The 23912-nt window shown below is 63.2% G+C and carries 20 protein-coding genes and 1 pseudogene; 7 read left to right on the forward strand and 14 right to left on the reverse strand.

Going from position 1 to position 23912, the window contains the following annotated elements; all coding sequences use genetic code 11:
- Positions 1–9 precede the first annotated feature (9 nt).
- The 3 genes from EO094_RS11665 to EO094_RS11675 form a co-directional block, all read right to left on the reverse strand.
- The gene (locus EO094_RS11665; RefSeq protein WP_128292460.1) at positions 10–3765 is read right to left on the reverse strand and encodes a vitamin B12-dependent ribonucleotide reductase; all 3756 of its coding nucleotides are present in this window, start codon (positions 3763–3765) and stop codon (positions 10–12) included.
- A 486-nt stretch (positions 3766–4251) separates the two neighbouring features.
- Positions 4252–6309 carry a putative bifunctional diguanylate cyclase/phosphodiesterase gene (locus EO094_RS11670; RefSeq protein ID WP_164879642.1) on the reverse strand — a complete coding sequence of 686 codons (2058 nt, stop codon included), beginning with the start codon at positions 6307–6309 and terminating at the stop codon, positions 4252–4254.
- A gap of 274 nt (positions 6310–6583) precedes the next feature.
- Entirely contained in the window at positions 6584–7456 is an 873-nt protein-coding gene (locus tag EO094_RS11675; protein ID WP_128292462.1) for an alpha/beta hydrolase, read from the reverse strand.
- Positions 7457–7593: 137 nt separating this feature from the next.
- On the opposite strand from EO094_RS11675, the gene aroQ reads away from it, so the two are divergent.
- Genes aroQ through aat form a run of 4 tightly spaced genes read left to right on the forward strand, consistent with a single transcriptional unit; the run spans position 7594 to position 10583 of the window.
- Positions 7594–8046, forward strand: a complete 453-nt coding sequence (aroQ, locus tag EO094_RS11680) for a type II 3-dehydroquinate dehydratase (protein WP_128292463.1) — start codon at positions 7594–7596, stop codon at positions 8044–8046.
- A 2-nt stretch (positions 8047–8048) separates the two neighbouring features.
- A complete protein-coding gene (accB, locus tag EO094_RS11685) occupies positions 8049–8519 on the forward strand; it encodes an acetyl-CoA carboxylase biotin carboxyl carrier protein (protein ID WP_128292464.1) in 471 nt (156 codons plus the stop codon).
- A 17-nt stretch (positions 8520–8536) separates the two neighbouring features.
- Entirely contained in the window at positions 8537–9901 is a 1365-nt protein-coding gene (gene accC, locus EO094_RS11690) for an acetyl-CoA carboxylase biotin carboxylase subunit (RefSeq protein ID WP_128292465.1), read from the forward strand.
- 4 nt (positions 9902–9905) lie between these two features.
- Positions 9906–10583 (forward strand): leucyl/phenylalanyl-tRNA--protein transferase, encoded by a 678-nt coding sequence (gene aat / locus EO094_RS11695; protein ID WP_128292466.1) that lies wholly within the window; start codon positions 9906–9908, stop codon positions 10581–10583.
- Here the strand turns inward: aat and EO094_RS11700 are convergent.
- The 4 genes from EO094_RS11700 to EO094_RS11715 form a co-directional block, all read right to left on the reverse strand.
- Positions 10580–11047, reverse strand: coding sequence for a DUF2155 domain-containing protein (locus tag EO094_RS11700; protein WP_128292467.1), 468 nt, complete (start codon positions 11045–11047; stop codon positions 10580–10582). The genes aat and EO094_RS11700 overlap by 4 nt on opposite strands.
- An 88-nt stretch (positions 11048–11135) precedes the next feature.
- Complete coding sequence (locus EO094_RS11705; RefSeq protein ID WP_128292468.1) at positions 11136–11516, reverse strand: NADH:ubiquinone oxidoreductase subunit NDUFA12; 381 nt, start codon at positions 11514–11516, stop codon at positions 11136–11138.
- Positions 11517–11596: 80 nt separating this feature from the next.
- Complete coding sequence (locus EO094_RS11710; protein WP_128292469.1) at positions 11597–12415, reverse strand: DsbA family protein; 819 nt, start codon at positions 12413–12415, stop codon at positions 11597–11599.
- A 35-nt stretch (positions 12416–12450) separates the two neighbouring features.
- Complete coding sequence (locus EO094_RS11715; RefSeq protein WP_128292470.1) at positions 12451–13854, reverse strand: M48 family metalloprotease; 1404 nt, start codon at positions 13852–13854, stop codon at positions 12451–12453.
- A gap of 128 nt (positions 13855–13982) precedes the next feature.
- On the opposite strand from EO094_RS11715, the gene EO094_RS11720 reads away from it, so the two are divergent.
- Positions 13983–15170 (forward strand): pyridoxal phosphate-dependent aminotransferase, encoded by a 1188-nt coding sequence (locus tag EO094_RS11720; protein WP_205649893.1) that lies wholly within the window; start codon positions 13983–13985, stop codon positions 15168–15170.
- Here the strand turns inward: EO094_RS11720 and EO094_RS18460 are convergent, their stop codons facing one another.
- Entirely contained in the window at positions 15171–15326 is a 156-nt protein-coding gene (locus EO094_RS18460; protein WP_164879643.1) for a hypothetical protein, read from the reverse strand.
- 113 nt (positions 15327–15439) lie between these two features.
- Positions 15440–15856 (reverse strand): hypothetical protein, encoded by a 417-nt coding sequence (locus EO094_RS11725; protein WP_128292471.1) that lies wholly within the window; start codon positions 15854–15856, stop codon positions 15440–15442.
- Positions 15857–15997: 141 nt separating this feature from the next.
- Here EO094_RS11725 and EO094_RS11730 point away from each other — a divergent pair, with 141 nt between their 5' ends.
- Together EO094_RS11730 and EO094_RS11735 are read left to right on the forward strand one after the other, a co-directional pair.
- Positions 15998–17626, forward strand: coding sequence for a long-chain-fatty-acid--CoA ligase (locus EO094_RS11730; protein ID WP_128292472.1), 1629 nt, complete (start codon positions 15998–16000; stop codon positions 17624–17626).
- A 13-nt stretch (positions 17627–17639) separates the two neighbouring features.
- Complete coding sequence (locus EO094_RS11735; protein ID WP_128292473.1) at positions 17640–18473, forward strand: DUF1499 domain-containing protein; 834 nt, start codon at positions 17640–17642, stop codon at positions 18471–18473.
- A gap of 17 nt (positions 18474–18490) precedes the next feature.
- Here the strand turns inward: EO094_RS11735 and EO094_RS11740 are convergent, their stop codons facing one another.
- The 5 genes and pseudogenes from EO094_RS11740 to EO094_RS11760 all read right to left on the reverse strand — a co-directional run bounded on the left by EO094_RS11740 (position 18491) and on the right by EO094_RS11760 (position 23857).
- Complete coding sequence (locus tag EO094_RS11740; RefSeq protein ID WP_128292474.1) at positions 18491–19681, reverse strand: MFS transporter; 1191 nt, start codon at positions 19679–19681, stop codon at positions 18491–18493.
- A gap of 258 nt (positions 19682–19939) precedes the next feature.
- Positions 19940–20887, reverse strand: a pseudogene (locus tag EO094_RS11745) (dipeptide ABC transporter ATP-binding protein); the annotation flags it as partial.
- Positions 20884–21858 (reverse strand): ABC transporter ATP-binding protein, encoded by a 975-nt coding sequence (locus tag EO094_RS11750; protein WP_128292476.1) that lies wholly within the window; start codon positions 21856–21858, stop codon positions 20884–20886. The pseudogene EO094_RS11745 and the gene EO094_RS11750, both read right to left, overlap by 4 nt.
- Before the next feature lie 72 nt (positions 21859–21930).
- On the reverse strand, positions 21931–22842 hold the full coding sequence (locus EO094_RS11755) for an ABC transporter permease subunit (RefSeq protein ID WP_128292477.1): 912 nt from the start codon (positions 22840–22842) through the stop codon (positions 21931–21933).
- A gap of 4 nt (positions 22843–22846) precedes the next feature.
- Positions 22847–23857, reverse strand: a complete 1011-nt coding sequence (locus EO094_RS11760; protein ID WP_128292478.1) for an ABC transporter permease subunit — start codon at positions 23855–23857, stop codon at positions 22847–22849.
- Between the last annotated feature and the right edge of the window lie 55 nt (positions 23858–23912).

The following is a 23912-nucleotide window of genomic DNA, read 5'->3' on the forward strand; positions in this document are numbered from 1 at the left end:
ACGTACTCCTCAACTGCACCCGCTCGTCGACCCGCACGTGTCGCACTTCAGGCAGGTGCCGTTGCGGACCATGGTGAAGTTGCCGCATTCGGTGCAGGCTTCGCCCTCGTAGCCCTTCATGCGGGCCATCGCGACTTGTGTCGCTTTGTCCGGGCTTGCGGCCGTTTCCGCCTGCGGCTCTTCGAGGTCGAGCGGCGCCACATGGGCGTGCTGTTCCGCCTCCGGGGCGAGATCGCGCTTGAAGGCGAGGTTGCCCTTGGCCATCGGCTGGCCGGAGGAGATCGCCGTCACGTTGGAGCTTGCGGGCTTTGCCGGAGCCGTGTCGGCGGAGCCTTTCGGCTCGTTGCCGGCGAACACCCGGAACCGGCTCGTCTGGCCGCGCACCAGCCCGTGCGAGACGGGGGCAGGCGCCGGCCGATCACCTTCCACGCCACGTCCGATGGAGGTGGAGCGGATATCTTCGGGCGCGACATGTGCGAGATCGTGGCGGCCGAGATAGGAGATGGCGAGCTCGCGGAAGACGTAATCGAGGATCGAGGTGGCGTTCTTGATCGCCTCGTTGCCGGTCACCATGCCCGCGGGTTCGAAGCGGGTGAAGGTGAAGGCGTCGACATATTCCTCAAGCGGCACGCCGTATTGCAGGCCGAGCGAAATGGCGATGGCGAAATTGTTCATCATGGCGCGGAAGGCGGCGCCTTCCTTGTGCATGTCGATGAAGATTTCGCCGATGCGCCCGTCGTCGAACTCGCCGGTCCTGAGATAGACCTTGTGGCCGCCGATGATCGCCTTCTGGGTATAGCCCTTGCGGCGGTTCGGCAGTTTTTCGCGCTCGCGCACATGCACTTCGCGCTCCACGATCCGCTCCACGATCTTCTCCGCCGCGATCGCCGCCTTCTGCGGCGTGTTCGCTGCGGCGATCTCTTCCACGAGATCCTCCGCCTCCTCCTCGTCCTCGGAGAGAAGCTGGGAGTTGAGAGGCTGCGAGAGCTTTGAGCCGTCGCGGTAGAGCGCATTGGCTTTGAGGCCGAGCTTCCACGACAGCATATAGGCGTTCTTGCAATCCTCGACGGCCGCATCGTTCGGCATGTTGATCGTCTTGGAGATGGCGCCGGAGATGAAGGGCTGGGCCGCCGCCATCATGCGGATATGGCTTTCCACCGACAGATAGCGCTTGCCGAGCCGTCCGCAGGCATTGGCGCAGTCGAAGACCGGCAGGTGCTCGTCCTTCAAATGCGGCGCGCCTTCAAGCGTCATCGCCCCGCAGCAGAAAGTGTTGGCGGCCTCGATCTCGCTCTTGGAAAAGCCGAGATGGGCGAGAACGTCGAAAGCGGGATCGGCCATCGCTTCGGCGGAGACGCCGAGAGACGCCATCTCTTCGTCGCCGAGCGTCCAGCGGTTGAAGACGAATTTGATGTCGAAGGCGGAGGCAAGAGCTGCCTTCACCTTGGCAATCGCCGCCTCCGACATGCCCTTCTCCTGAAGGGCCGCAATATTCACGCCCGGGGCATCGTCGAGCGAGCCGTGACCGACGGCATAATCGGCGATGTCGGACATCTGTTCGGCCGTATAGCCGAGCCGCTTCAAGGCTTCCGGCACCGCCCGGTTGATGATCTTGAAATAGCCGCCGCCGGCGAGCTTCTTGAATTTCACCAGGGCGAAATCGGGCTCGATGCCGGTCGTGTCGCAATCCATGACGAGGCCGATCGTGCCGGTCGGGGCGAGCACCGTCGCCTGGGCGTTGCGATAGCCGTGCTTCTCGCCGAGATCGAGCGCCCGGTCCCAGGCCGCCTTGGCGTGCTCCGACAAGGCCTTGCCGTCGTCGCCGAGGCGAACGCAGACGTCGTGATCGAGCGGCACCGGATTGGTGTTGAGCCCGTCATAACCCGCGGCCTCGCCATGCGCGGCCTGCCGGTGGTTGCGGATGACGCGCAGCATATGCGCCCGGTTCGGCGGAAAGCCCTGGAAGGCGCCGAGTTCGGCCGCCATTTCCGCCGAGGTGGCATAGGCGGTGCCCGTCATGATGGCGCTGATCGCCCCGCAGATGGCGCGGCCTTCCTCGCTGTTATAGGGGATGCCCGAACTCATCAGGAGCCCGCCGATATTGGCGAAGCCGAGGCCGAGCGTGCGGAACTTGTAGGAAAGCTGCGCGATCTCTTTCGACGGGAACTGCGCCATCAGGACGGAGACCTCAAGCACGATCGTCCACAGGCGGACGGCATGCTCGAAGGCTTCCACGTCGAAGGCGCGGTGGCCGCTCTCGTCGGCCTCCTTCAGGAACTGCAGAAGGTTGAGCGAGGCGAGATTGCAGGCCGTGTCGTCGAGGAACATGTACTCCGAGCACGGATTGGAGGCGTTGATGCGCCCCGAGGCCGGGCAGGTGTGCCAGTCGTTCATCGTCGAGTTGAAGTGGAGGCCGGGATCCGCAGAGGCCCAGGCGGCAAAGCCGATCTGGTCCCACAATTCGCGGGCCCGCACACGCTTGGCGACCTTGCCGTCGATGCGGTTGATGAGGTCCCAGGTGCCGTCGGATTCTACGGCGCGCAGGAAGTCGTCGCGGATCGAGACGGAATTGTTGGAGTTCTGCCCCGAAACGGTGAGGTAGGCCTCCGAATCCCAATCGGTGTTGTAGGTCGGGAATTCGATGTCGGTGTAGCCCTGGCGCGCGAACTGGATGACGCGGCGGATATAGGCCTCCGGCACCTGCGCCTTCTTGGCGGCGCGCACTTCGCGCTTCAGGGCCGGGTTCTTGGCGGGCTCGAAGCAATCGCCGCCCGGGCCTTCGCAATTCACGCAGGCGCGCATCACGGCTTTGAGATGCTGCGAGACGATTTTCGAGCCGGTGACGAGGGCGGCCACCTTCTGCTCTTCGCGCACCTTCCAGTCGATGTACTGCTCGATGTCGGGATGATCGATGTCGACGATCACCATCTTTGCCGCGCGCCGCGTCGTGCCGCCCGACTTGATGGCGCCCGCGGCACGGTCGCCGATCTTGAGGAAACTCATCAGGCCCGACGACTTGCCGCCGCCCGACAGCTTTTCGCCTTCGCCGCGCAAGTTCGAAAAGTTCGAACCGGTGCCCGAGCCGTATTTGAACAGCCGCGCCTCGCGCACCCACAGATCCATGATGCCGCCCTCGTTGACGAGGTCGTCGGCGACCGACTGGATGAAGCAGGCATGCGGCTGCGGATGCTCGTAGGAGCTCTTCGACTTGACGAGTTTTCCGGTCTGGAAATCGACGTAATAATGGCCCTGGCTCGGTCCATCGATGCCATAGGCCCAAAAGAGGCCCGTATTGAACCATTGCGGAGAATTCGGCGCCGCCTTCTGAGTGGCGAGCATGTAGCGCATCTCGTCGAAGAAGGCTTCCGCGTCCTCTTCGCCATCGAAATAGCCGCCCTTCCAGCCCCAATAGGCCCAGGCGCCGGCGAGCCGGTCGAAGACCTGGCGTGCGTCGCTCTCAGAACCGATTCGCTCTTCCTCGGGCAGGTCCGCAAGCGCTTCCGAATCGGCGACCGAGCGCCACAGGAAGGAGGGGACAGAATTCTCTTCGACGCGGGTCAGGCGCGCCGGCACGCCCGCTTTGCGGAAATATTTCTGCGCCAGGATATCGGCCGCCACCTGGCTGAACTGCGCCGGCACCTCGAAATTCTCCAGCCGGAAGACGACGGACCCGTCCGGATTGCGGATCTCGCTGGTGGCTGTGCGAAATTCGATGGACGCGTAGGGCGACTGCCCCGCCTGCGTGTAATGGCGCGAAATCCGCATAATCTCTCCTCATCCCAAGGGCCGGCCATGCTGACCGCCCTTTGCCTGGAGTCCGTTTGAAAGGACTGCCGCATTTGTCCCAGAGAATGGCTCGCCCCGATGTTGGCGGGGTCGCAAACCGATCCTCCATATATAGTGTAAACAAACCCCTAAATCCACCACATATTGCGGTTTTGTGACGGAGGGGCTCGTTTGCTCAGGGCACAGCTAAGGGCCGGGCGCAGGGCCCGGACTCTCACTCGAAAACTGTGATTTTACGCTGACTTATGACGGCGACGCCGTGGGCGCCTGTCATTGTCCGGAAGCTATGTGCTTCGGCGCCGCTTCGTCAATCCCTTGTGGGCATCACAAGCGATGAATCGAGATGTTGTGGAGGAAGCGCAGATATATGGGGAAAAGAGTGCACGCAGCCTCCGTGGCCGACGGAGCGCAGAAAGGCGATTCGCTCAAGACACCAAAGGCTTTGCGGGCAGTTTCTAAGGCTTTCTAGGGGTGCCGCCGAGCCGGCCAGCCAAGCACACGGCCGTGCAGTTCGAGAAGCGGCATTGCCATGCCGAAGAGGCGTCCCTGGCCTTCAGGACAGCCATGCGTTTTGAGCCATTGCGCCTGTTCTGAGGTTTCTACGCCTTCAGCCGTTACCCCGAGGCCGAGGCTCTTGGCGAGCGACAAGATCGCCTCGGCGATCGTCGCATGGGTATCATCAATGCAGACCGAGGTGATGAAGCTCTGCTCGATCTTGAGACGCGTCACCGGATAGCGGGTCAGCATGGAGAGGGAGGCATAGCCGGTGCCGTAATCATCGAAGGCGAGGGAGCAGCCGAGATCGGTGATTCGGTCGAGCCTGGCGAGGGTCGCCTCATCGTTGGACAAAATCACGTGCTCGGTGATCTCGATCTCGAGGAGATGCGCCGGCAGACTGCTTTCCGCGAGACAGCGCTCGATCGTGCGGTCAAGCGCGCCGCTCTGCAGCTGGGCTGAAAACAAATTAACGGCGACGCGCAAAGGCTCGCCCTGGGCCGCCAGTTTTGCCGCGTCGAGACAGGCCCGTCGCAGCACCCAGTCTCCCGTCGGTCGCGCCCAGCGACTTTGGGCGAGAATCGGCAGAAAGTCCTTCGGTTCGAGAAGGCCTCGCTCCGGATGACGCCAGCGCAAGAGCGCCTCGGCGCCGATGATGTTTCCATCCTGCAGCGCGACCTGCGGCTGATAGAAGAGATCGAACTCGTCCTCTTTGAGCGCGCGCTCGAACTCATCGCAAAGCTGCTGCCGTCGGTGCAGGCGCTCACGCAGCGCAGGTGCGAAGAATGCCGTTTCACTATGGCCAGCCCGTTTTGCCTCTGTGACGGCAAGATCGGCTTCGACGAGAAGCGTGCCCATGCCTTCGCTGCGCTCTTTGGCAAAAGCGATGCCGATGCCGGCGGAAAGATGCACGCTGCGTTCGGGGGCCGGGAAGGGGAAGGCGAATGCCTCGTGGATCTGTTGCGCCATGGCGAGTGCCTGGCCGTTGTGATCCAATCCGGGGAGGAGCACGCCGAATTCATCGCTGCCGAGGCGGGCGATGGGCGCCTCGTCCGGGATTACATCCCGCAGCCGCCGTGCCACGGCGCGCAGAACCTCGTCGCCGATCGCATGGCCGAATCGGTCGTTGGTATCTTTGAAATTGTCGATGTCGACGATCAGAAAGCCCATGCGCGTCGCATGCGCCCCATGCTCTGCGAAGAGCTGAGCGAGCCGCCGCCTGTTCGGAAGACCCGTGAGGTGGTCGTAATGCGCCAGTCGGAAGAGCGTCTCCTGCTGCCAGCGCCGCTCCGTGATGTCGCCAAGCGTGCCGATGATGCGCGAGAGTGCGCCGTTCGCACGAAAGACGAGGCGCGCGGAACATGCGGCCCAGATCGTTTCGGCGGGATCCCCGCGGCGGATGCGGAACTCAGCCTCGAAGCGCTCTTCGCTGCGCCGTGCGACCGCATTACGGAAAAGAGCCATCAACGCTGGGCGGTCATCGGGATGGAGAACGGCATGGCGTTCCCTTGGAGTGAGGCGAAGGCCCGGACGCTGCAGGAGTTGAGCTGCGGTTTCCGACAGCCAGGTGACGCCTGTCGCAACGTCATATTCCCAGATGCCGAGGCCGGTGCTCTCCAGGGCGAGCCGCAAGCGTTCCTCGCTCAGACTGAGAGCGGCTTCCATCGTGACGTGGTCATGGATGTCGCCGACCGTGCCGACCCATTCCTGTACACCTCCCTCGTCCGTCATCAGCGGGATGCCGCGCCCGCGTGTCCAGCGATACGAGCCGTCTGACTGACGGAGGCGATAACGCATGTCGAATGGCGACACCTCGGCAAGGCAGCGATGCCACTTTGCGCGCATCGGCTCCTGGTCTTCTGGATGGACCAGAGCGATGCAGGCGAACGGCAAACCCGCCGGAACCTCAATCTGGCGCGTATCCGCGAGTGCTGCCAAAGGCGTTCCGTCCGGCGCTGCGCGCCAGATCAAAAGCGCGCCGGTCTCGGCGATGGCGCGAGCGCTCTCTTCCAGCGAATAGCGCTGCATCTCGCTTCTCGTTGCGGACACCGTGCCTGCCTGCCTTTCCCGTGCTTTGTTCAGCTTGTTTTTGGCAAGATTGACGAGGAGATGGACCGGCGAATGCCTTTGCTGCGATGCACCCATACGGCCCTTATTCGCCGTGGGGTAGAAATCGGTCGGGCCGTTCGCCTGGACGAATCACTTACCCTGGGATTATCGCTTTTTTATGCAGTGTCTGGAATGAGACGAAACGTACAAACTGTCGAAAACCTATGTCTTTTTCGCACTTTGTGTGAAGCCTTCACATCGTCGGAACGGCTTCTCGAACAGGCTCCGGCGAGGGCGTTGGCGGTTGCGAATACGCCTCGATGAAGTCGCCCAGATCGGCGAGGAGAGGCGCTCTGCGCTGCAGCAATGGCAGCAAAGTCCCGATCAGCTCCGCATGGCCGATTTTCGGATAGATGACGTGTGTGACATGTTCGTTGCCGAAGCTGCGTAGCTTTCTGGCGAGGCGTTCCGAATTGGCCGGATCGACGGTCCGGTCCGCGGTCCCGGTGGCGAGAAAGACCGGCGGCGTCGGGCCCTCCACGAAGGCGATCGGTTGGCTTGCCGCGCGCGTCTCCAAGGGAAAGACGCGCTTGTAGCGTTCCTCTTCGAGCGGCAGGAAGTCGTAAGGACCGGCGAGACCGATCGCGCCTTGCACAGCGGTCTCCACCGCGCTGCCGGCTTTTGCGAGATAGCGGCCGTCGAGCGTCAGAAGGAAAGCGATCTGGGCTCCGGCCGAATGTCCGGCGAGAAAGACGGGACGGCGAAGCCCGTCAGCCTTGCCTGAGGCGAGGAAGGCGACGGCCTTCGCCCCGTCTTCGACGAACTGCGGAAAGTGCACGTCCGGATAGAGGCGGTAATCGGGGATTGCGACGTCGCAGCCGAGCGTGGTGAACGCCTGGGCGATGAATCGGTAATCCGCCTTCCTGCCGCTGTCCCATCCGCCGCCATAGAAAAACACCACCAGCGGTGTGTTCTCACGTGGTGATTCGCTCTTGTAGAGATCGAGCTTGTGGCGCGGTCCCACGCCGTACGCGATGTCGGATATCCGCTGATAGCCCCGCTTCGGGGAGGTGAGGTCGGCAAACCGCAAGGCGGCGTCCTGCCAGAGATAGGAAAGTGACAACATGGTGAAGAAGTTGGTGCGAACCTGGCCTCTATTATGGCTGCCGCGGCGAAATGGTTGCGGGAAACCCGCCGCGTTCGTTTGACCCGCTCGTCAAAACGTCTAAAACACGCCCAATTGCCCACCTCCTTAATGGCTGCATGGCGCCCGTCCTCCATATCCTCAACGGTCCAAATCTCAACCGTCTCGGTGTCCGGGAACCGTCGATCTATGGGATGGCTACGCTTGCCGATATCGAAGCGATGTTGCGTGACCGCCTTCAGGAGCGGGGGTACGATTTGATTTTTCGTCAGACCAACCATGAAGGCGAACTCGTCGAGTTCGTCCATGCGGCGGATGGCGCGAAGGGTGTGGTGCTCAATGCGGGCGCCTACACCCACACTTCTGTGGCGCTCGCCGATGCGGTTCGTTCCATCGCTGCGCCCGTCATTGAAGTGCATTTGTCGAACGTCTTCGCTCGCGAAGCGTTCAGACACCATTCTTATATCGCGCCGGTGGCGCAGGGTGTGGTCTGTGGCTTCGGCGCGCAGTCCTACTGGCTGGCAGCCGAGGCGCTGATCGAGATGAACGAGGCCGGGAGGCTTGAGACTTAGGCATGGCTGAAAAGAAGCGTGCGATCGACAAGGAGCTGGTGCGTGAGCTGGCCGAGCTCCTGAAGGAAACCGAGCTTTCCGAGATCGAAATCGAAAACGAAGATTTGCGCATCCGCGTGGCGCGCAATCTGGGGCCGGCGCCGGCGGCGAATTATGCCGTCTCCGTGCCGGCGGAAGCTGCACCCTCCGCACGCGACGCGGCGGATGCACCGGAAGCGATGGACGATCCGAGCCGGCATCCGGGCTGTGTTCCTTCGCCCATGGTGGGCACGGTCTACCGTGCGCCCGCGCCAGGCGCGCGGCCTTTCGTCGAAATCGGCGATACGGTGCGCGAAGGCCAGACGGTCCTCATCGTGGAAGCGATGAAGCACATGAACGAAGTCGCGGCTCCGCATTCCGGACGCGTCAGCGCCGTCCTCGTCGAGGATGGCCAGCCGGTGGAATACGGCGAGCCCCTGTTGATCATCGAATGAGACGAACAGGCGGGCCGATGTTTTCCAAGGTTCTAATCGCCAATCGCGGGGAAATCGCACTCAGGATCCTGCGTGCCTGCAAGGAGCTGGGCGTGCAGACCGTGGCTGTGCACTCGACCGCCGATGCGGACGCCATGCATGTGCGTCTCGCCGACGAGAGCGTGTGTATCGGTCCGCCTTCGGCTTCCCAGAGTTATCTCAACATTCCGACGATCGTCTCCGCCTGCGAGATCACGGGCGCAGACGCCGTGCATCCAGGCTACGGCTTTCTGTCGGAAAACGCGCGCTTTGCCGATATTCTCGCCGCCCACGGCATCACCTTCATCGGCCCGACGGCCGAGCATATCCGCCTGATGGGCGACAAGGTGCAGGCCAAGGAAACGGCGATGGCGCTCGGCATCCCCGTCGTCCCGGGCTCCAAGGGCGCGATCACCGATGCCGCCGAAGCCTCGCGGATCGCCGCCGAAGTCGGCTACCCCGTCCTCTTGAAGGCCGCAGCCGGCGGCGGTGGCCGCGGCATGAAGGTGGCCAACGGGCCCGATGAAGTGGCGTCGGCGCTCGCAACCGCCAAAGCCGAAGCGATGGCGGCCTTCGGTGACGATTCCATGTATGTGGAAAAATACCTCGCCAATCCGCGCCACATCGAAGTTCAGGTCATGGGCGACGGCGAGGGGACAGCGATCCATCTCGGCGAGCGCGATTGTTCGCTGCAGCGTCGCCACCAGAAGGTCTGGGAAGAGGCGCCGTCTCCCGCCCTCAACGAGGAAGAGCGCAGCCGCATCGGCGAGACCGTCGCCAATGCCATGGCCAATCTCGGCTACCGCGGCGCCGGCACCGTCGAATTCCTCTACGAGAACGGCGAGTTCTATTTCATCGAAATGAACACCCGTCTGCAGGTGGAGCATCCGGTGACGGAAGCGGTGACGGGCATCGATCTCGTCGTCGAACAGCTTCGGGTCGCCGCCGGTTCGCCTCTCTCCGTTCGTCAGGAAGACGTGGTCATAAGGGGCCACGCCATCGAATGCCGCATCAACGCGGAGAACCCGGAGACGTTTTCGCCTTCTCCGGGCCGCATCAGCTATTATCACCCGCCGGGCGGCCTCGGCGTGCGCGTCGATTCGGCCGTCTATCAGGGCTATCGGGTGCCGCCGCATTACGACAGCTTGATCGGCAAGCTGATCGTCTATGGGCGCACGCGAGTGGAATGCATGATGCGCCTGCGCCGCGCCCTCGACGAGTTCGTTGTCGATGGCATCGAGACGACGCTGCCGCTCTTCCGTGATCTTGTGGCGAATGCCGATATCGCCAATGGCGCGTATGATATCCGCTGGCTCGAGAAGTTTCTGGCGGAAACGAGCTCGCGCGACAAGCTGATCGCCTGAGCCGATGCGCGGCGAAGACGCATTCGCCATTACGCCCGATATTCTGCTCAAGGCCTATGCCTGCGGCATCTTTCCGATGGCCGATTCGGCCGACGATCCGAACCTGTTCTGGGTCGAGCCGCACGAGCGGGGCATCATCCCGCTCGAGACCTTCCATGTGCCGCGCAGGCTCAGGCGGACCATGCGCTCAGGGCTTTTCGAGATCCGCGTCGACACCGATTTCGACGCGGTGATCGGCGGATGCGCCAGGCGGCGTCCGGGGCGCCGCTCGACATGGATCAACGGCGAGATCCGCCGTCTCTTCGGCGCGCTCTTCCGGCGCGGCTATGTGCATACGGTCGAGGCGTGGCAGGAGGGAAGGCTCGTCGGTGGCCTTTATGGCCTGTCGCTGGGCGGCGCCTTCTTCGGCGAGAGCATGTTCTCTGATGCCCGCGATGCCTCGAAGGTGGCGCTCGTCGCCCTCGTCGAACGTTTGCGCGTGGGCGGCTACGCGCTCCTCGACACGCAATTCACGACCTCGCATCTCGAAACCTTCGGCGCCGTGTCCGTGTCGCGTGCGCGCTATCAGGAGATGCTGGAAGAGGCGCTTCAGGTGGAGGCCGACTTCTTCCGTCTCGACAAGATGGATCAGAGTTCGGCCGAAGAGACGGAAGGTGGGGGCGACCCTGGGGGCCGCGCTTAGTCTTCCGGCGGGGCTTCTTCCTCGGTCCCCTGACTGCTGTCCGGCGCAAGCTCAGGCAGAGCATCGGGCCCGCGCGGCTCTTCGCTCATTTCGTCGACGCTGGCCTTACAATTGACGAGCCACACGTCGTAGACCGGATGCTCGACGGCGTGCAGACCGGGGCTCGAGGCGAACATCCAGCCGGTGAAGATGCGCTGCACTTCGTTGGACAGCGTGATCTCGTCGATCTCGACGAACGCCGTCGTCTGCTCCGGCTCCGTCGGCGGGCGCGTATTGCACACCCGCGGCGTCACCTGCAGCGCACCGAATTGCACCGTTTCGTCGATCCGCACATCGAAGGTGATGATCCGGCCGGTGATCTTGTCGAGGCCGCGAAACACGGCCACGGGATTCTTGATGGGCTCTGCCGCTGCAGCCTGGATCGACATGGCGATCGCAAGAGCGGCGAGAAAAATCCGCGTCATAAAAGATATCCGTTCAAAGGGAACGCGATCCGAAGAGTTCCGCTTGGCGCCTAGGGCGCTGTGCAAAGACACCCTTTGTGAGGCAGGATCAGGGCGTCCACGGCTCGTAATCGCCGGTGACGTTGGGGCGCGTTTCCGGCGTCGTGAGGGAGCCCGGCGGATGATAGGCGCCGGCGGTGCCGGTCATGTTCGGCCGATGCGGTTTCTCCCAGGCTGGCGCAGTGTAGCTCTCGTCCGTCGGCGGGATGTCCGTGCGATAATGCAGCCAGCCGTACCATCCCGGCGGCACGCGTGATGCTTCCGGATCGCCGTTGTAAAGCACCCAGCGAGAATTGGTCTTCCTGTGCCGGTAATAGCGGTTCCCGGCATCGTCCTCGCCGACGAAGATGCCTTTTCGCCAAGTGAAGAAGCGCGTGTTGAGGGTCGCGTCGTGCCACCAGGTGAAAAGATGCAGGAAAAACTTCTTCATACGGCCGCTACCCTTTGTTCAAACTCGCGCTCTGACATCAACGCCTCGTTCCCGTCTGTGCCTCTTGCCCAGCAACTCTCTCAGCAACTGAGCGTGTTGCCACCGCATTTGCGCGCAGCGGAAACCTTCTGCTGCAATTGGTCGAAGCCGACCGCGCCCGGAACGGCCTCGTCGGCGATGATGTAGGACGGCGTGCCCGAAATATCGAGAGCGCGCGCCAGAGACTGCACCTCGGCCAGGTTTTCGTCGACGGAGCTCTCGCCGGCCTTGGCCTCAATCGCTGCGACATCGAGATTGAGATCGCGCACCACATCGAGCGCCTTGGCACGGTCGGCCTGGCCGCCGCGCGTCATCATTTCCCGGTGAAAATCGCTATAGCGGTCCGGAGCGACGACGTCGACGGCAACGGCGATCCTGGCTGCCTGCACCGAGCCTTCGGAAAGGATCGGGAACTCCTTCAACACCATCTTGAGGTCGGGATTGTTGTCGATGAGCGCCATCATGTCGGGATAGGCGCGGCGGCAATAACCGCAATTGTAATCGAAGAACTCCACGAGCGTGACCGCACCGTCCGGATTGCCGAGCACGACCTGGTTCTTGGAATTGAACAGCTGGTCCTGCATGCGCGTGATCGTCTCGCTCTGCTGGCTCCGGGCTTCTTCGACGCGCTTGTTCTGCAGCGCCATGAGCGCCTCTTCGATGACCTCCGGATTGGAGACCAGATAATCGCGCACCAGTTGTTGTGTCGCGCCGGTGCTGTCATCGGAGACGGCACCTTGCTCGGTCGCTGCGGGCGATGTCTCAGATCCGCTCGTCTGGCTGATCACATAACCGACCGAAACGGCAAGGATCAAAGCTGCAGCGACGATCGAGGCGTAGAAGATACGAAGCGCGTTCATACGGAATACCTGGCTGTGTTCTGTTCCATCAGGACTTAGCGTTGGGTGTCAGGCGGCTTATAGGTGAGAATGTCATCGGCCTGCAGCCATTCCGGCGAGCCGCGCTTCACCTTCGCTTGAACCCGTTTGGCGTAGCTCTGCGCTGTCCTGACGTCGCCGTCAATGAGAAGGCCGTTGGCCGTGGCAAGTTCAGCCTGCGGGATATGGCCCTGACGGGCATAGGCCATGGCGAGATAGCGATAACCGAGCGAGGAAAGCGGCTCGCTGGTGACGCCCGCCCGCAAATGACCGATCGCCTCGCCAAGAAGATTGTCACGGCCCGTCTCCAGGATCGCGTGACCGAGCAGGATGCGGATGAGGCCGGCATCCGGCGCCAGCGAATAAGCTTGCCGCAACGGCGCGACGGCGGCATCGGCCTTGCCGGATTCCAGGAGCGCCTGCCCCTTCAATTCGTAGAAATAGGGATTGTTCGGATCGCTCCTGATGAGGGCGTCGATCTGGCCGAGCGCATTGCGCACGCCTCCCGTGCGGTAGGCGAGGATCGCATGGGCATAGGCGGACGGCAGTGTCTTCTGTGAGCGCGGAAAGCGCTGCTCCACCCGCGCAGGCGATTCCGTGTAGCCGGAGAGTTTTGCCCGCATCATATCGTGACGAAGCTGCAGCGAAGGGGGATCCTTGGCATCCCAATACTGGCTCTTGGCTGCAATCGTCTCCAGCTGCGCGATGCGCTCGGCCGGCATCGGGTGCGATTGCACGTAGGGATCGACATATTGCGCCGAAAACAGCGACTGGTCGGCGAATCGGCGGAAGGTCTTGATCATGCCCTTTGCCGATTGATGGGTGGCATTGAGATAGGTGAGCGCCGCACGGTCGGCCGAGATTTCCTGAGCTCGCCGATAGCTGAGGACGGATCGCATGGCCATGCCCGGTCCGGCCGTCATGGCCGCCGCGCCCCCGCGCCCGACGGCGCTGGAGCCGGCGGCTGCTCCGGCCACCATCGCACCGGCGCTCAGGATCGAGGCGATGGCGCCGATCGCCTGGGCGCGGGCCATTTCGTTGCGGAGGTTCTGAAGGTGTCCGCCCGCGAGATGTCCCGTCTCGTGGGCAATGACGCCGATGATCTCGTTGGGCGTCTCCGCCTCCAAGAGCGCCCCCGAATTGATGTACATGCGCCGCCCGCTCGCCACGAAGGCGTTGAAATCGCGGTCGTCGATGATGACGATCTGCGCTCCCGAAGAACCGATGCCGGCCGCCCGAAAGATCGGTCGAGCATAGTCCATCAAGAGTGCCTCGATCTCCGCGTCACGGATGATCTTCATCTGCCGCTGCTGCGCCGAAGCTGTCTCGGGCTGTGCGGCGAAGGCGAGGCTCGCGGCGAGGCCGAGACTGAAGACGGCCTTTGCAGTGTGGCGGAAGCGGCGCAGGAGGATCGAGGTCATGGCGCGGAAAGGGGACGCAGATGGCCGGTGATGCTGTTCACGGATGCAACTTCACGCTAGGAATTGCGGAACGGCCGGTCAATCGTTCTCAGGCTGGGTCCAAGATTAGCATCGACAAAGGGCAAACAATGTGGCGTGCAGATGACGCAGGAGGACGCGTGTTCCCACGTAAGCCGTCCATGCGCAGCGCGGTGGAACCGTTCATCGCAATGGATGTGCTCTCCGCCGCCGCGAAACTTGAGAGCGAAGGCCGCGACATCGTTCACATGGAAGTCGGCCAGCCCGGCGCGCCGGCGCCCGCGGCTGTGCTGGAGGCTGCCCGCCTGGCGCTCAAGGACGGACGTCTCGGCTACACGGAAGCGCTCGGTATTCGCACGCTGCGGCAAAGGATCGCCCGCCACTACGGCGAAACCTACGGCATCGACCTCGATCCGGAACGGGTGGCGGTGACGACAGGCTCATCGGCCGGCTTCATGCTCGCCTTCCTGGGGGCTTTCGATGCCGGCGCGCGCATCGCCATGGCGGCGCCCGGCTATCCAGCCTACCGCAACATCCTCTCCGTGCTCGGGCTCGAGGCTGTCGAAATCCCGGTCGGTCCCGATACGCACTGGATCCTGACGCCCGACCATTTGCGGCGCGCGCATCGTGAAACGCCGCTGTCAGGTCTTTTGATCGCAAGTCCGGCCAACCCGACCGGCACGATGACCCCGCCTGAGGAACTCGAGGCGCTGATCGCCACCTGCAACGAGCTCGGTATCCGATTCATCTCGGACGAGATCTATCACGGTCTCGATTTTGCCGGCCGCGCGGAAACGGCGCTGAGGTTTTCCGACGAAGCGATCGTGATCAATTCGTTCTCGAAATATTATTGCATGACCGGCTGGCGCATCGGCTGGATGGTGCTGCCCGAATATCTCGTGCGGCCCATGGAGTGTCTGGCGCAGTCGCTCTACATTTCCGTGCCGGATCTGTCGCAGCGCGCGGCGATCGCCGCCTTCGACTGCACGCAGGAGCTGGAAGCGATCAAGGCCGGTTACGCGCGCAATCGCACGCTTCTTCTGGAGCGGATGCCGAAACTCGGCTTCCAGGCGATACCGCCGGCCGACGGTGCCTTCTACGTCTACGCGTCTGTCGCCCGCTTCACCAACGATTCGACGAGCTTTGCCCGTCGCATGCTGGAGGAGGCAGGCGTCGCTGCCACGCCCGGCGCCGATTTCGATCCGGCGCGCGGCCACCTGACCATGCGCTTCTCCTTCGCAGGCGCGGAGGAGGCGATGCAGGAAGGGCTGAGCCGCTTGGAGCGGTGGCTGGCCTGATCAGCCCTTCTGCGCGGCCTTGGCCTGAGCGCTTTTCATCGTGGCGGCGGCCCGGACGGCCGGAATGCCGATCTGCTGATAGCGCTGGCGCAGCCGCTCAGCGACTTGTTGATCGTGATGTTGCGACTGGAAAGCCGTCTCTTTTCGGTCGTGCATCTTGAAGGTCCATTCCGCAGTTGCGGTGTTGAAATTGTGGGCCTCGTAGACTTAAAGCGCTCTTAACGGCAATCCGAAATCGACACCTGCGGCGCTTCGCGCAACACTTTGTTTTAGTTCTCGGTTTCGGCGAGGGGCGTCACGATCTGAGCGTCGGATTGCATACGCCGCAAAACGTCAATCGAGGCGTGCGCGAAATCCTTCAATTCCTCGTCGATCGCCGCCTCGGCCTCATAATGGAAGCCGTCATCATCGTGGCTGACGGCGATGAGAACATCCTCCTCCCCATCGGGCAGACGCACCATCGCCTTCTCCGTGGCCTCCCCGTCGCCGGAAAAGCTCGGCAGGACGAAAAGCAGGTCTCCGCCTGACGTCTCGGCCGCGTGGCGCACCAGGTCGATCCAGGAGGCGCTGTCGCCGTCGGCCATGTCGAGAGCCATCTCGAAATCCAACTGCGGCAGAGAGAAACTGTCTTCGCGTTTGTCTTTGCCGTTGCCGGCTTCGATGCCGGCGAGATTTTCTTGAGCCATACGAAGCGCCTAACGCCTGTCTTGGGAAAGAGTTCGACGCGATTGCGGCTTTTTGCGAGCCGAGAGACAATGCGCTCACGCTGCAGCGCTCAATTGTGCTGGGCGATGACATAACGCCGAAAGGCGAGAGGGAGGAACAACATGCACGGTCTCATGCAAGACTGGCCCTTGAACTGCCATCGCATCCTCGATCATGCCGCGACCTATCATGGCGACCGCGAGGTGGTGTCGCGGCTCGTGGAAGGGGAGATTCATCGCACAACTTACCGTGAGATCAGGCGACGGGCCCTGAAGCTGTCGCAGCAGCTGACGGCGCATGGGATCCGGCTCGGCGACCGGGTGGCGACGCTCGGCTGGAACACGATGCGCCATCTGGAAGTCTGGTACGGCGTTATGGGCATCGGCGCGATCTGCCACACGGTCAATCCGCGCCTCTTTGCCGAGCAGATCACCTACATCATCAACCACGCGGAAGACCGGCTTCTCTTCACGGATCTCACTTTCGTGCCGCTCGTTGAGAAGCTGAAGGATGCTCTGCCCACCCTGGAGAAGGTGATCGTGATGAGCGATCGGGCGCATCTGCCGTCTTCCTCGCTCGATCTCGTCCCGTATGACGAATGGCTCGACGAAGCGGACGGGGATTTTGCCTGGGAGAGCTTCGACGAAAACACCGCTGCCGGCATGTGCTACACTTCCGGCACGACGGGCGTTCCGAAGGGCGTCATCTATTCGCATCGCTCCAACGTCCTGCATGCGATGGTCGCGAGCCTTCCCGACATGATCGATTTGTCGAGCAGTGACCGGATCATGCCGGTCGTGCCGATGTTTCACGCCAATTGCTGGGCGATCTGTTTTGCCGCTCCCATGGTCGGCGCCGGAATGGTGATGCCCGGGCCGAAAATGGATGGCGCATCCATCTACCAGCTTCTCGACGAGGAGAAGGTGACGGTGACCGCCGCCGTGCCGACGGTATGGCTGATGCTTCTGTCATATCTGGAAGAAACGGGCAGCAAGCTTCCGCATCTCGAGCGGGTGGTCATCGGCGGCTCGGCCTGTCCGCGTGCGGTCATCGAGAAGTTCCAGAACAATTACGATGTGGAGGTCATCCACGCCTGGGGCATGACGGAGACGAGCCCTCTCGGAACGGTGTGCACGCTGACGCCAGAATATCAGGGTCTCAAGGGCGAAGCGCGTCTCGACGTGCTGCAGAAACAGGGGCATCCGCCCTTCACGGTCGAGATGAAGGTCACCGACGATGCCGGTGAGCCGCTGCCCTGGGACGGCAAGACTTTCGGGCGTCTGAAGGTCCGCGGACCGGCCGTCGCGAAAGCCTATTTCAAAGGCGAGGGCGGTCCGCTTCTCGACGAGCAAGGTTTCTTCGACACGGGCGACGTCGCCCATATCGATCCTTACGGCTATATGCAGATCACCGACCGCTCCAAAGACGTGATCAAATCGGGTGGCGAATGGATCTCGTCGATCGAACTCGAAAATGCGGCGGTCGCTCACCCCGATGTCGCCGAAGCCGCGGTAATTGGCGTGGCCAACGAGAAATGGGGCGAGCGCCCGCTCCTCATCATCGTGCCGAAGAAGGATGTGCGGCCCGAGAGGGAAGACATTCTTGACTTCGTTCGTCAGAGAGTGGCCAAGTGGGCCGCTCCCGACGATGTTGCCTTCGTTGAGGAAATTCCACACACGGCGACCGGCAAGATCCAGAAGATGGCGCTGCGCGACCAGTTCCGCGATTACCGCCCGGCCGTCGAAGCCTAGGAAAAGACGATAAGTGGCTGCGCGTCCGCCGATCCGACATTCCCGATCCGCAAGGTGGGCGCGCAGGCTCGCTGTCCTGTCGTTGCCGGTCCTCGTCCTGACGGGGCTTGGCAACCGCTTCGGCTTGATGCCGACGGAAGCCGTCGCGCCGACCGTTGCGCTCGGCTATGGCCTGGCACTCGTCGCCTTCGCGCTGGCGGTGTTTGCACTGGTGCGCATCTGGAATGCCAGCGACGAAGGTGCCGGGCAGGCCTTTTCGGCACTCTTCTTCGCCGCCCCCGCCCTCGTCCTTTTCGGCCTCGCCATGGGGGCGCTGGTCATTTACCCGCCGCTCAACGACATCACGACGGATGTGGACGATCCGCCCCGCTTCTGGACGCATCCCCATGAGGCGATCTCGCTCGCCGATGCGAAGAGCCAGGCCTCAGCCTATCCGCGGCTCACAGCGCGCTTTTATCCGCTAACGGTCGAGCGCGTGTTTGCCGCCGCGCAGGCCGTCGTGAAAGATCGGGGCTGGAAAGTCGAAGAAAGCCTGGATCCGGTCGAGGGCGAAGGTATCGCGACGATCGAGGCGGTCGCCCGCACGATCCTCTTTGCCTTTCCCGATGATGTGGTGATCCGTATCGCGCCCACGACCGATGGCGACATTGATGGCGCAATTGTCGATATGCGGTCGGCCTCACGCTTCGGACGCCACGATCTCGGCAAGAACGCGCGCCGCATCAAGGATTTCCTGCGTGATCTCGACGGCGTGTTGCAGGGGACGATCGAGGTCGAACCGGCTCCCGAAGACGAGGAAGAGGAGCGCTTCGGCCCGCTTCCGAGGCCGGAGCCGCCGAGTTCGTGAGAGAACTGAACGTCGCCTTACAGGTTTTCGGATGAATGCACCGGGGGACGTTCCCAGATGTGTCTGGATCGAAAGCTCGCCGCGGTGGCGGCTGCAAGGGCCGCGCTTCCCAAAAACATTGACATCGGACCGTAGGCGTCAGAGGCGATGCCGGCGATCGCCGGCCCGACGATACTGCCCGTAGCCACGGCAAGCAGCACGGCGGTGAAGCTCTTCGAGGGCAGGGACGGGAAGAGCCGGTCCGACCAGAAGGACAACGCCGCACTCATCATCATGACGTAGAGGCCTTGAAGCGCGGCCGAGAGGATGATGCCGGCGGAGGTCGTTGGCCATAAGGCGATGAGGGCGAAAGACAGGGCGCAGGCCAGCATAAGGAGGCGGAGCAGCCACGCCAGGCCCAGCATCGCCTTGGCATTCGCCGTGCAGAGGCCGAGCAGGCCGGCGATGCCGTAGCAGACGAAAACGAGGCCGCCCGAGGTGTTTCTCGGAAGACCCGCCACCCCGCCGGCCTGTGCGATCCGATCTGCCGCAAACGAGATATAGATGGCCGAGGTGATCCCGTAGCACAGGCCGATGCCGAAAAGCGGCATCGCCGAGCGGCGAAACAGCACGCGCCATTGTTCCGCGACCCCTGGGCCCGGCGTTCCGGCGACCTCCCGCAACGCCGCCCAATTGCCGGCAAGCGCAAGCGCACTGGCGATGGCGAACATCGCCCAGCACAAGCGCCACGAAATGCCGCTGATGCTGATGATCAGTGCGGCGGTTCCCGCGGCGGCGACGCCGAGGCTGGTGCCTGTGCTGACGGAGGAAAGCGCAGTCGGCCGAGACCAATCGTCCACCGTTCGATGGACTGCGTTGTTGAACGGCGTCCACGCGAAGCCGGCGCTCGACATGGCGAGAAGAACACCGAATGACAGCACGGTGAAGTTCGAAGCCGCCGCGACGATCCCGGTGCCGATGGTCGCTGCGAGCAGACCGGAAATCACGGGCAGTCGCGGGCCTTTGCGGGTCGTCATCGCTTGCGAGATCAAAAGTCCCGCGAAGAAGCCGAAGAAGCCCAGGCTCGATATGAGACCCGCCGTCTGGGTTGAGATCCCGAACGCCGACCTGAACTCCGGCAGGAACAGGCCAAACCCCATGCGGGCCGGCCCATAGGCGATGGCCGTTGCTGCGAAACCGGCGGCGGACAACTTCCAAAACGGCGTCATGCCGAGGCGAACGACGAGATATGGAAAAGGTTCGCCTCGACGTGCAGCCGTTGTCGACGTGCTGTCTTGCAGGCCCGCAGAATATTCTGTGATCGCTGCGGCCAATATCCTCGTGACTTAGAGCGGGCCGCCCGTCTCTGGAGATTTGACCGCGCTTTCCTCCCGTTCCGCAGGCTCGGTTCCGGCGTGGTCCGGCATCGGAGCTTTGCCGCCTCCCGGCGGGACGGCGGTGTAGTCGATCCAGCCGTCGTCGATGCCGTGGCAGGCGACCTTCGTCGGCCCGTGCAGCGTCAATTCCGGCCTGACCTCAACGCATTTCTCACGCGCGTAGCGGCAACGCGGATGGAAGGGGCAACCGGAAGGCGGATTGAACGGAGAGGGGAGTTCGCCTTCGAGCTTGATGTTCTGGCGCGGGCGTCGCGGATCGGCGACAGGCGTCGCCGACAGAAGCGCCACCGTGTAAGGGTGCAGCGGTTGCTCGAACACCGTTTCCACGGGCGCAATCTCTACCGGCCGGCCGAGATACATTACCATCACCTCGTCGGCGACGAAACGCACGACGGAGAGGTCGTGGCTGATGAAGATGTAGGTGAGGCCGAGCTCTTCCTGCAGATCCGCGAGGATGTTGAGAACCTGCGCCTGGATGGAGACATCGAGCGCCGAGACCGGCTCGTCGAGGACGAGGATCTTCGGGTCGAGCATGAGGGCGCGCGCAATCGCGATCCGCTGGCGCTGCCCGCCGGAGAACATGTGCGGATATCGGCTATAATGCTCCGGCCGCAGACCGACGCGTTCCAGCATATCGAGCGCCTTTTCGCGGCGCGCCTTGCCGGGCATGTCGGTGTTGATGAGAAGCGGCTCTTCCAGAATGGAGCCGATCTTCTGCCGCGGATTGAGAGAGCCGTAGGGGTTCTGGAAGACGATCTGCACCGTCTTGCGCAGGGCGGCGAGATCGCTGTGGCCGGACTTGCCGACATCATGCCCGTCAATGACGAGTTCGCCATCCGACGGCGGCTCGATCATGGTGAGAAGCCGTGCGAGCGTCGACTTCCCGCAGCCGGATTCGCCGACCACGGCGAGCGTCGTGCCGGCCGTGACCGAGAAACTCGCCTCCGTCAACGCCCGCACCTTGCCGGGCTCCGCAAACAGACCGCGCCGAACTTCGTAGACGCGCGACAGGTTTGCCGCTTCGATGATCGTCGTCATGCCGCCTGCTCCGCACGGTTGAGAGGATAGTGGCACAAGGCCTCGCCGAGGGCCGGCGGCTGCCGCGGCGGCACGACGGTGCGGCAGGTGTCGTCGGCATAGGGGCAGCGGGGATTGAAGAGGCAGCCGTTCGGCCGGTCGCCCTGGCCCGGCACGACCCCGCGGATCGCCGGCAACCGGTCGCCCGTCGCCCGGTCGGGAAGCGCGTCGAGGAGCGCTGAGGTATAGGGATGATGCGGCGCGTCGAAGAGGCCGATGACGTCCTGGCGCTCCACTTGCTGGCCGGCATATTGCACGACGACACGCTGAGCCGTCTCCGCCACCACGCCCATATCGTGCGTGATGAGGATGAGCGCCATGCCGTGCTCTTTTTGCAGATCGACGAGGAGGTCGAGGATCTGCGCCTGGATGGTCACGTCGAGAGCCGTTGTCGGTTCGTCGGCGATGAGAAGCCGCGGCTGGCAGGCGGTCGCCATGGCGATCATCACGCGCTGGCTCATGCCGCCGGACAGCTGGTGCGGGAAGGCCGAGAGGCGCCGCTCCGGCTCCGGGATGCCGACGGAGCGCAGGAGTTCCACCGATCGTTCACGCCTTTGGGAACGGGTGAGGTCGGTGTGAGCCGAAAGCGCTTCGTTGATCTGAAAGCCGACCGTGAAGCACGGATTGAGGCTCGACATCGGTTCCTGGAAGATCATGGCGATATCGCCGCCGACCACCCGACGCCGGGCGCGCCGCGACAGGTGCCGCAGATCCTGCCCGTCGAAGGCCATACGATCCGCGGTGACGGTCGCCGTCGGCGGCAGAAGGCCCATGACGGCGAGCATGGCGACGGATTTGCCCGAGCCCGATTCCCCGACGATCGCGAGACGTTCGCCCGCATCCACGCTGAAATCGACGCTGTCGACGGCAAGGAACGGACCGGAGGCGGTCTGGAACGTGACGGAGAGGTTTTCGATGTGAAGAAGGGGCATCGCGGTTCAAGCTTGGCGTTGGGACGTGGACCGCCCGGTTTTGTCAGTGGCGCAATCTCTCACGGCGCTTCATCAGCTCCGCTTCAGCTTCGGGTCGAGCGCGTCGCGCAGCCCGTCGCCGACGAGGTTGATCGCAAGCACCGTCACGAGGATCGCAAGGCCCGGGAAGGTCACCACCCACCAGGCGCGCAGGATGAACTCGCGTGCTTCGGCGAGCATGGTACCCCATTCCGGCGTCGGCGGCTGCGCGCCCATGCCGAGGAAGCCGAGTGCTGCAGCATCGAGAATGGCATTGGAGAAAGACAGGGCCGCCTGCACGATGAGGGGAGACAGCGAATTGGGCAGGATGGTCACGACCATCAGCCGGAGCGGGCTTGCGCCCACGACACGCGCAGCCGTGACGTAATCGCGCTGCTTTTCCGCCATCACCGCCGCACGGGTAAGGCGGACGTAATGCGGCTGCTGCACGATCGCGATGGCGATCATCGCATTCGTCAGGCTGGGACCGAGGATCGCCACCAGCGCCAGGGCGAGAAGCAGGCTCGGAAAAGCGAGGATGATGTCCATCACCCGCATGACGAGGGTATCGAACCAGCCACCGAAATAGCCGGCGAGGAGGCCGACGACGATGCCGACCGCAAGCGCTCCAGCGACCACGACGCAGCCGACGAACAAGGAAAAGCGGCTGCCATAGATAAGACGCGAAAGAATGTCGCGCCCGACGGGGTCGGTCCCGAGGATGAAGTCCCACGAGCCGCCCTCCTGCCAGGCGGGCGGGACGAGGAGCGAATCGCGAAACTGCGCGCTCGCCGAATGGGGGGCGATCACGTCGGCGAAAATCGCGACGAGGCAGATCACGACGAAGACGACGAGGCCGATGACGGCGCCGCGGTTCTCGCTGAAATAAGCCCAGAACTCTCGCAGCATCGCCATACGAGGCGATTCCGCTGCGATCTCCTCAGCTTCGGCTTCCATACGGCTCATAGCGTCACCTCGTGTGCCGGATGCGGGGATTGATGAGCCCGTAGAGCAGGTCCACGATCAGATTCACGAACATGATGATCACTGCGATCATCAAAAGACCGCCCTGCACGGCCGGATAGTCGCGCCTGAAAATGGAATCGACCATCCACTTGCCGACGCCCGGCCATGAGAAGATGGTTTCGGTCAAAATGGCGCCCGCCATCATCACGCCGACCTGCAGGCCGATCGTCGTCACCACCGGGATCAAGGCATTGCGCAGCGCATGCAGGCCCACGACCCGGGCCTGCGACAGGCCTTTGGCGCGCGCGGTGCGCACATAATCCTCGCCGAGCACTTCGAGCATCGCCGAACGCGTCTGGCGCGCAATCACCGCTAGCGGGATCGTGGCAAGCACGACCGCCGGCAGGATGAGATGCGAGACGGCCGAAACGAAGGCGCCCTTCTGCCCCGAGAGCAGGCTGTCGATCAGCATGAAGCCGGTATGGGCGGGAAAATAGTAGAGCAGCGAGATGCGCCCGGAGACCGGGGTCCAATGCAGCACGCCGGAGAAGAAGATGATGAGCAGGAGGCCCCACCAGAAGATCGGCATGGAATAGCCGACGAGGGCGGCACCCATCACCGACTGATCGACCCATGTGCCGCGCTTCATCGCAGCGATCACGCCGATCGGAATGCCGACGACGGTGGCGATGATGATGGCGCAGACGGAGAGTTCCAGAGTGGCCGGAAAAAGTGTGGAAAATTCAGCCAGGACAGGCCGATGAGTGACAAGCGATCGGCCGAGATCGCCTTGCAGCACCGACCATAGAAAGTCGAAATACTGCACCCAGATCGGCCGGTCGAAGCCAAGTTGATGCATGAGCTCTGCATGCCGTTCGGGGCTGACGCCATGCTCGCCGGCCAAAAGCAGGACCGGATCGCCGGGCAAAAGGCGGACAAAACCGAAAGCGGCAATCGTGATGCCGATGAAAGTCGGCACCAGCAGGCCGATGCGCACGAAGAGGAAGCGCAGCATATCTCAGAGAGTTGGCTCGATGATTTGAAGCCCCGCCGATAGACGGCGGGGCTCC

The organism is Afifella aestuarii (assembly GCF_004023665.1).
GTDB lineage: Bacteria > Pseudomonadota > Alphaproteobacteria > Rhizobiales > Afifellaceae > Afifella > Afifella aestuarii.

Coding starts and splice junctions, on each gene's coding strand:
- EO094_RS11665 (WP_128292460.1), bottom strand. CDS start 3,765: ATGCGGATTTCGCGCCATTACACGCAGGCGGGGCAGTCGCCCTACGCG.
- EO094_RS11670 (WP_164879642.1), bottom strand. CDS start 6,309: ATGCAGCGCTATTCGCTGGAAGAGAGCGCTCGCGCCATCGCCGAGACC.
- EO094_RS11675 (WP_128292462.1), bottom strand. CDS start 7,456: ATGTTGTCACTTTCCTATCTCTGGCAGGACGCCGCCTTGCGGTTTGCC.
- aroQ (WP_128292463.1), top strand. CDS start 7,594: ATGGCGCCCGTCCTCCATATCCTCAACGGTCCAAATCTCAACCGTCTC.
- accB (WP_128292464.1), top strand. CDS start 8,049: ATGGCTGAAAAGAAGCGTGCGATCGACAAGGAGCTGGTGCGTGAGCTG.
- accC (WP_128292465.1), top strand. CDS start 8,537: ATGTTTTCCAAGGTTCTAATCGCCAATCGCGGGGAAATCGCACTCAGG.
- aat (WP_128292466.1), top strand. CDS start 9,906: ATGCGCGGCGAAGACGCATTCGCCATTACGCCCGATATTCTGCTCAAG.
- EO094_RS11700 (WP_128292467.1), bottom strand. CDS start 11,047: ATGACGCGGATTTTTCTCGCCGCTCTTGCGATCGCCATGTCGATCCAG.
- EO094_RS11705 (WP_128292468.1), bottom strand. CDS start 11,516: ATGAAGAAGTTTTTCCTGCATCTTTTCACCTGGTGGCACGACGCGACC.
- EO094_RS11710 (WP_128292469.1), bottom strand. CDS start 12,415: ATGAACGCGCTTCGTATCTTCTACGCCTCGATCGTCGCTGCAGCTTTG.
- EO094_RS11715 (WP_128292470.1), bottom strand. CDS start 13,854: ATGACCTCGATCCTCCTGCGCCGCTTCCGCCACACTGCAAAGGCCGTC.
- EO094_RS11720 (WP_205649893.1), top strand. CDS start 13,983: ATGTGGCGTGCAGATGACGCAGGAGGACGCGTGTTCCCACGTAAGCCG.
- EO094_RS18460 (WP_164879643.1), bottom strand. CDS start 15,326: ATGCACGACCGAAAAGAGACGGCTTTCCAGTCGCAACATCACGATCAA.
- EO094_RS11725 (WP_128292471.1), bottom strand. CDS start 15,856: ATGGCTCAAGAAAATCTCGCCGGCATCGAAGCCGGCAACGGCAAAGAC.
- EO094_RS11730 (WP_128292472.1), top strand. CDS start 15,998: ATGCACGGTCTCATGCAAGACTGGCCCTTGAACTGCCATCGCATCCTC.
- EO094_RS11740 (WP_128292474.1), bottom strand. CDS start 19,681: ATGACGCCGTTTTGGAAGTTGTCCGCCGCCGGTTTCGCAGCAACGGCC.
- EO094_RS11750 (WP_128292476.1), bottom strand. CDS start 21,858: ATGCCCCTTCTTCACATCGAAAACCTCTCCGTCACGTTCCAGACCGCC.
- EO094_RS11755 (WP_128292477.1), bottom strand. CDS start 22,842: ATGAGCCGTATGGAAGCCGAAGCTGAGGAGATCGCAGCGGAATCGCCT.
- EO094_RS11760 (WP_128292478.1), bottom strand. CDS start 23,857: ATGCTGCGCTTCCTCTTCGTGCGCATCGGCCTGCTGGTGCCGACTTTC.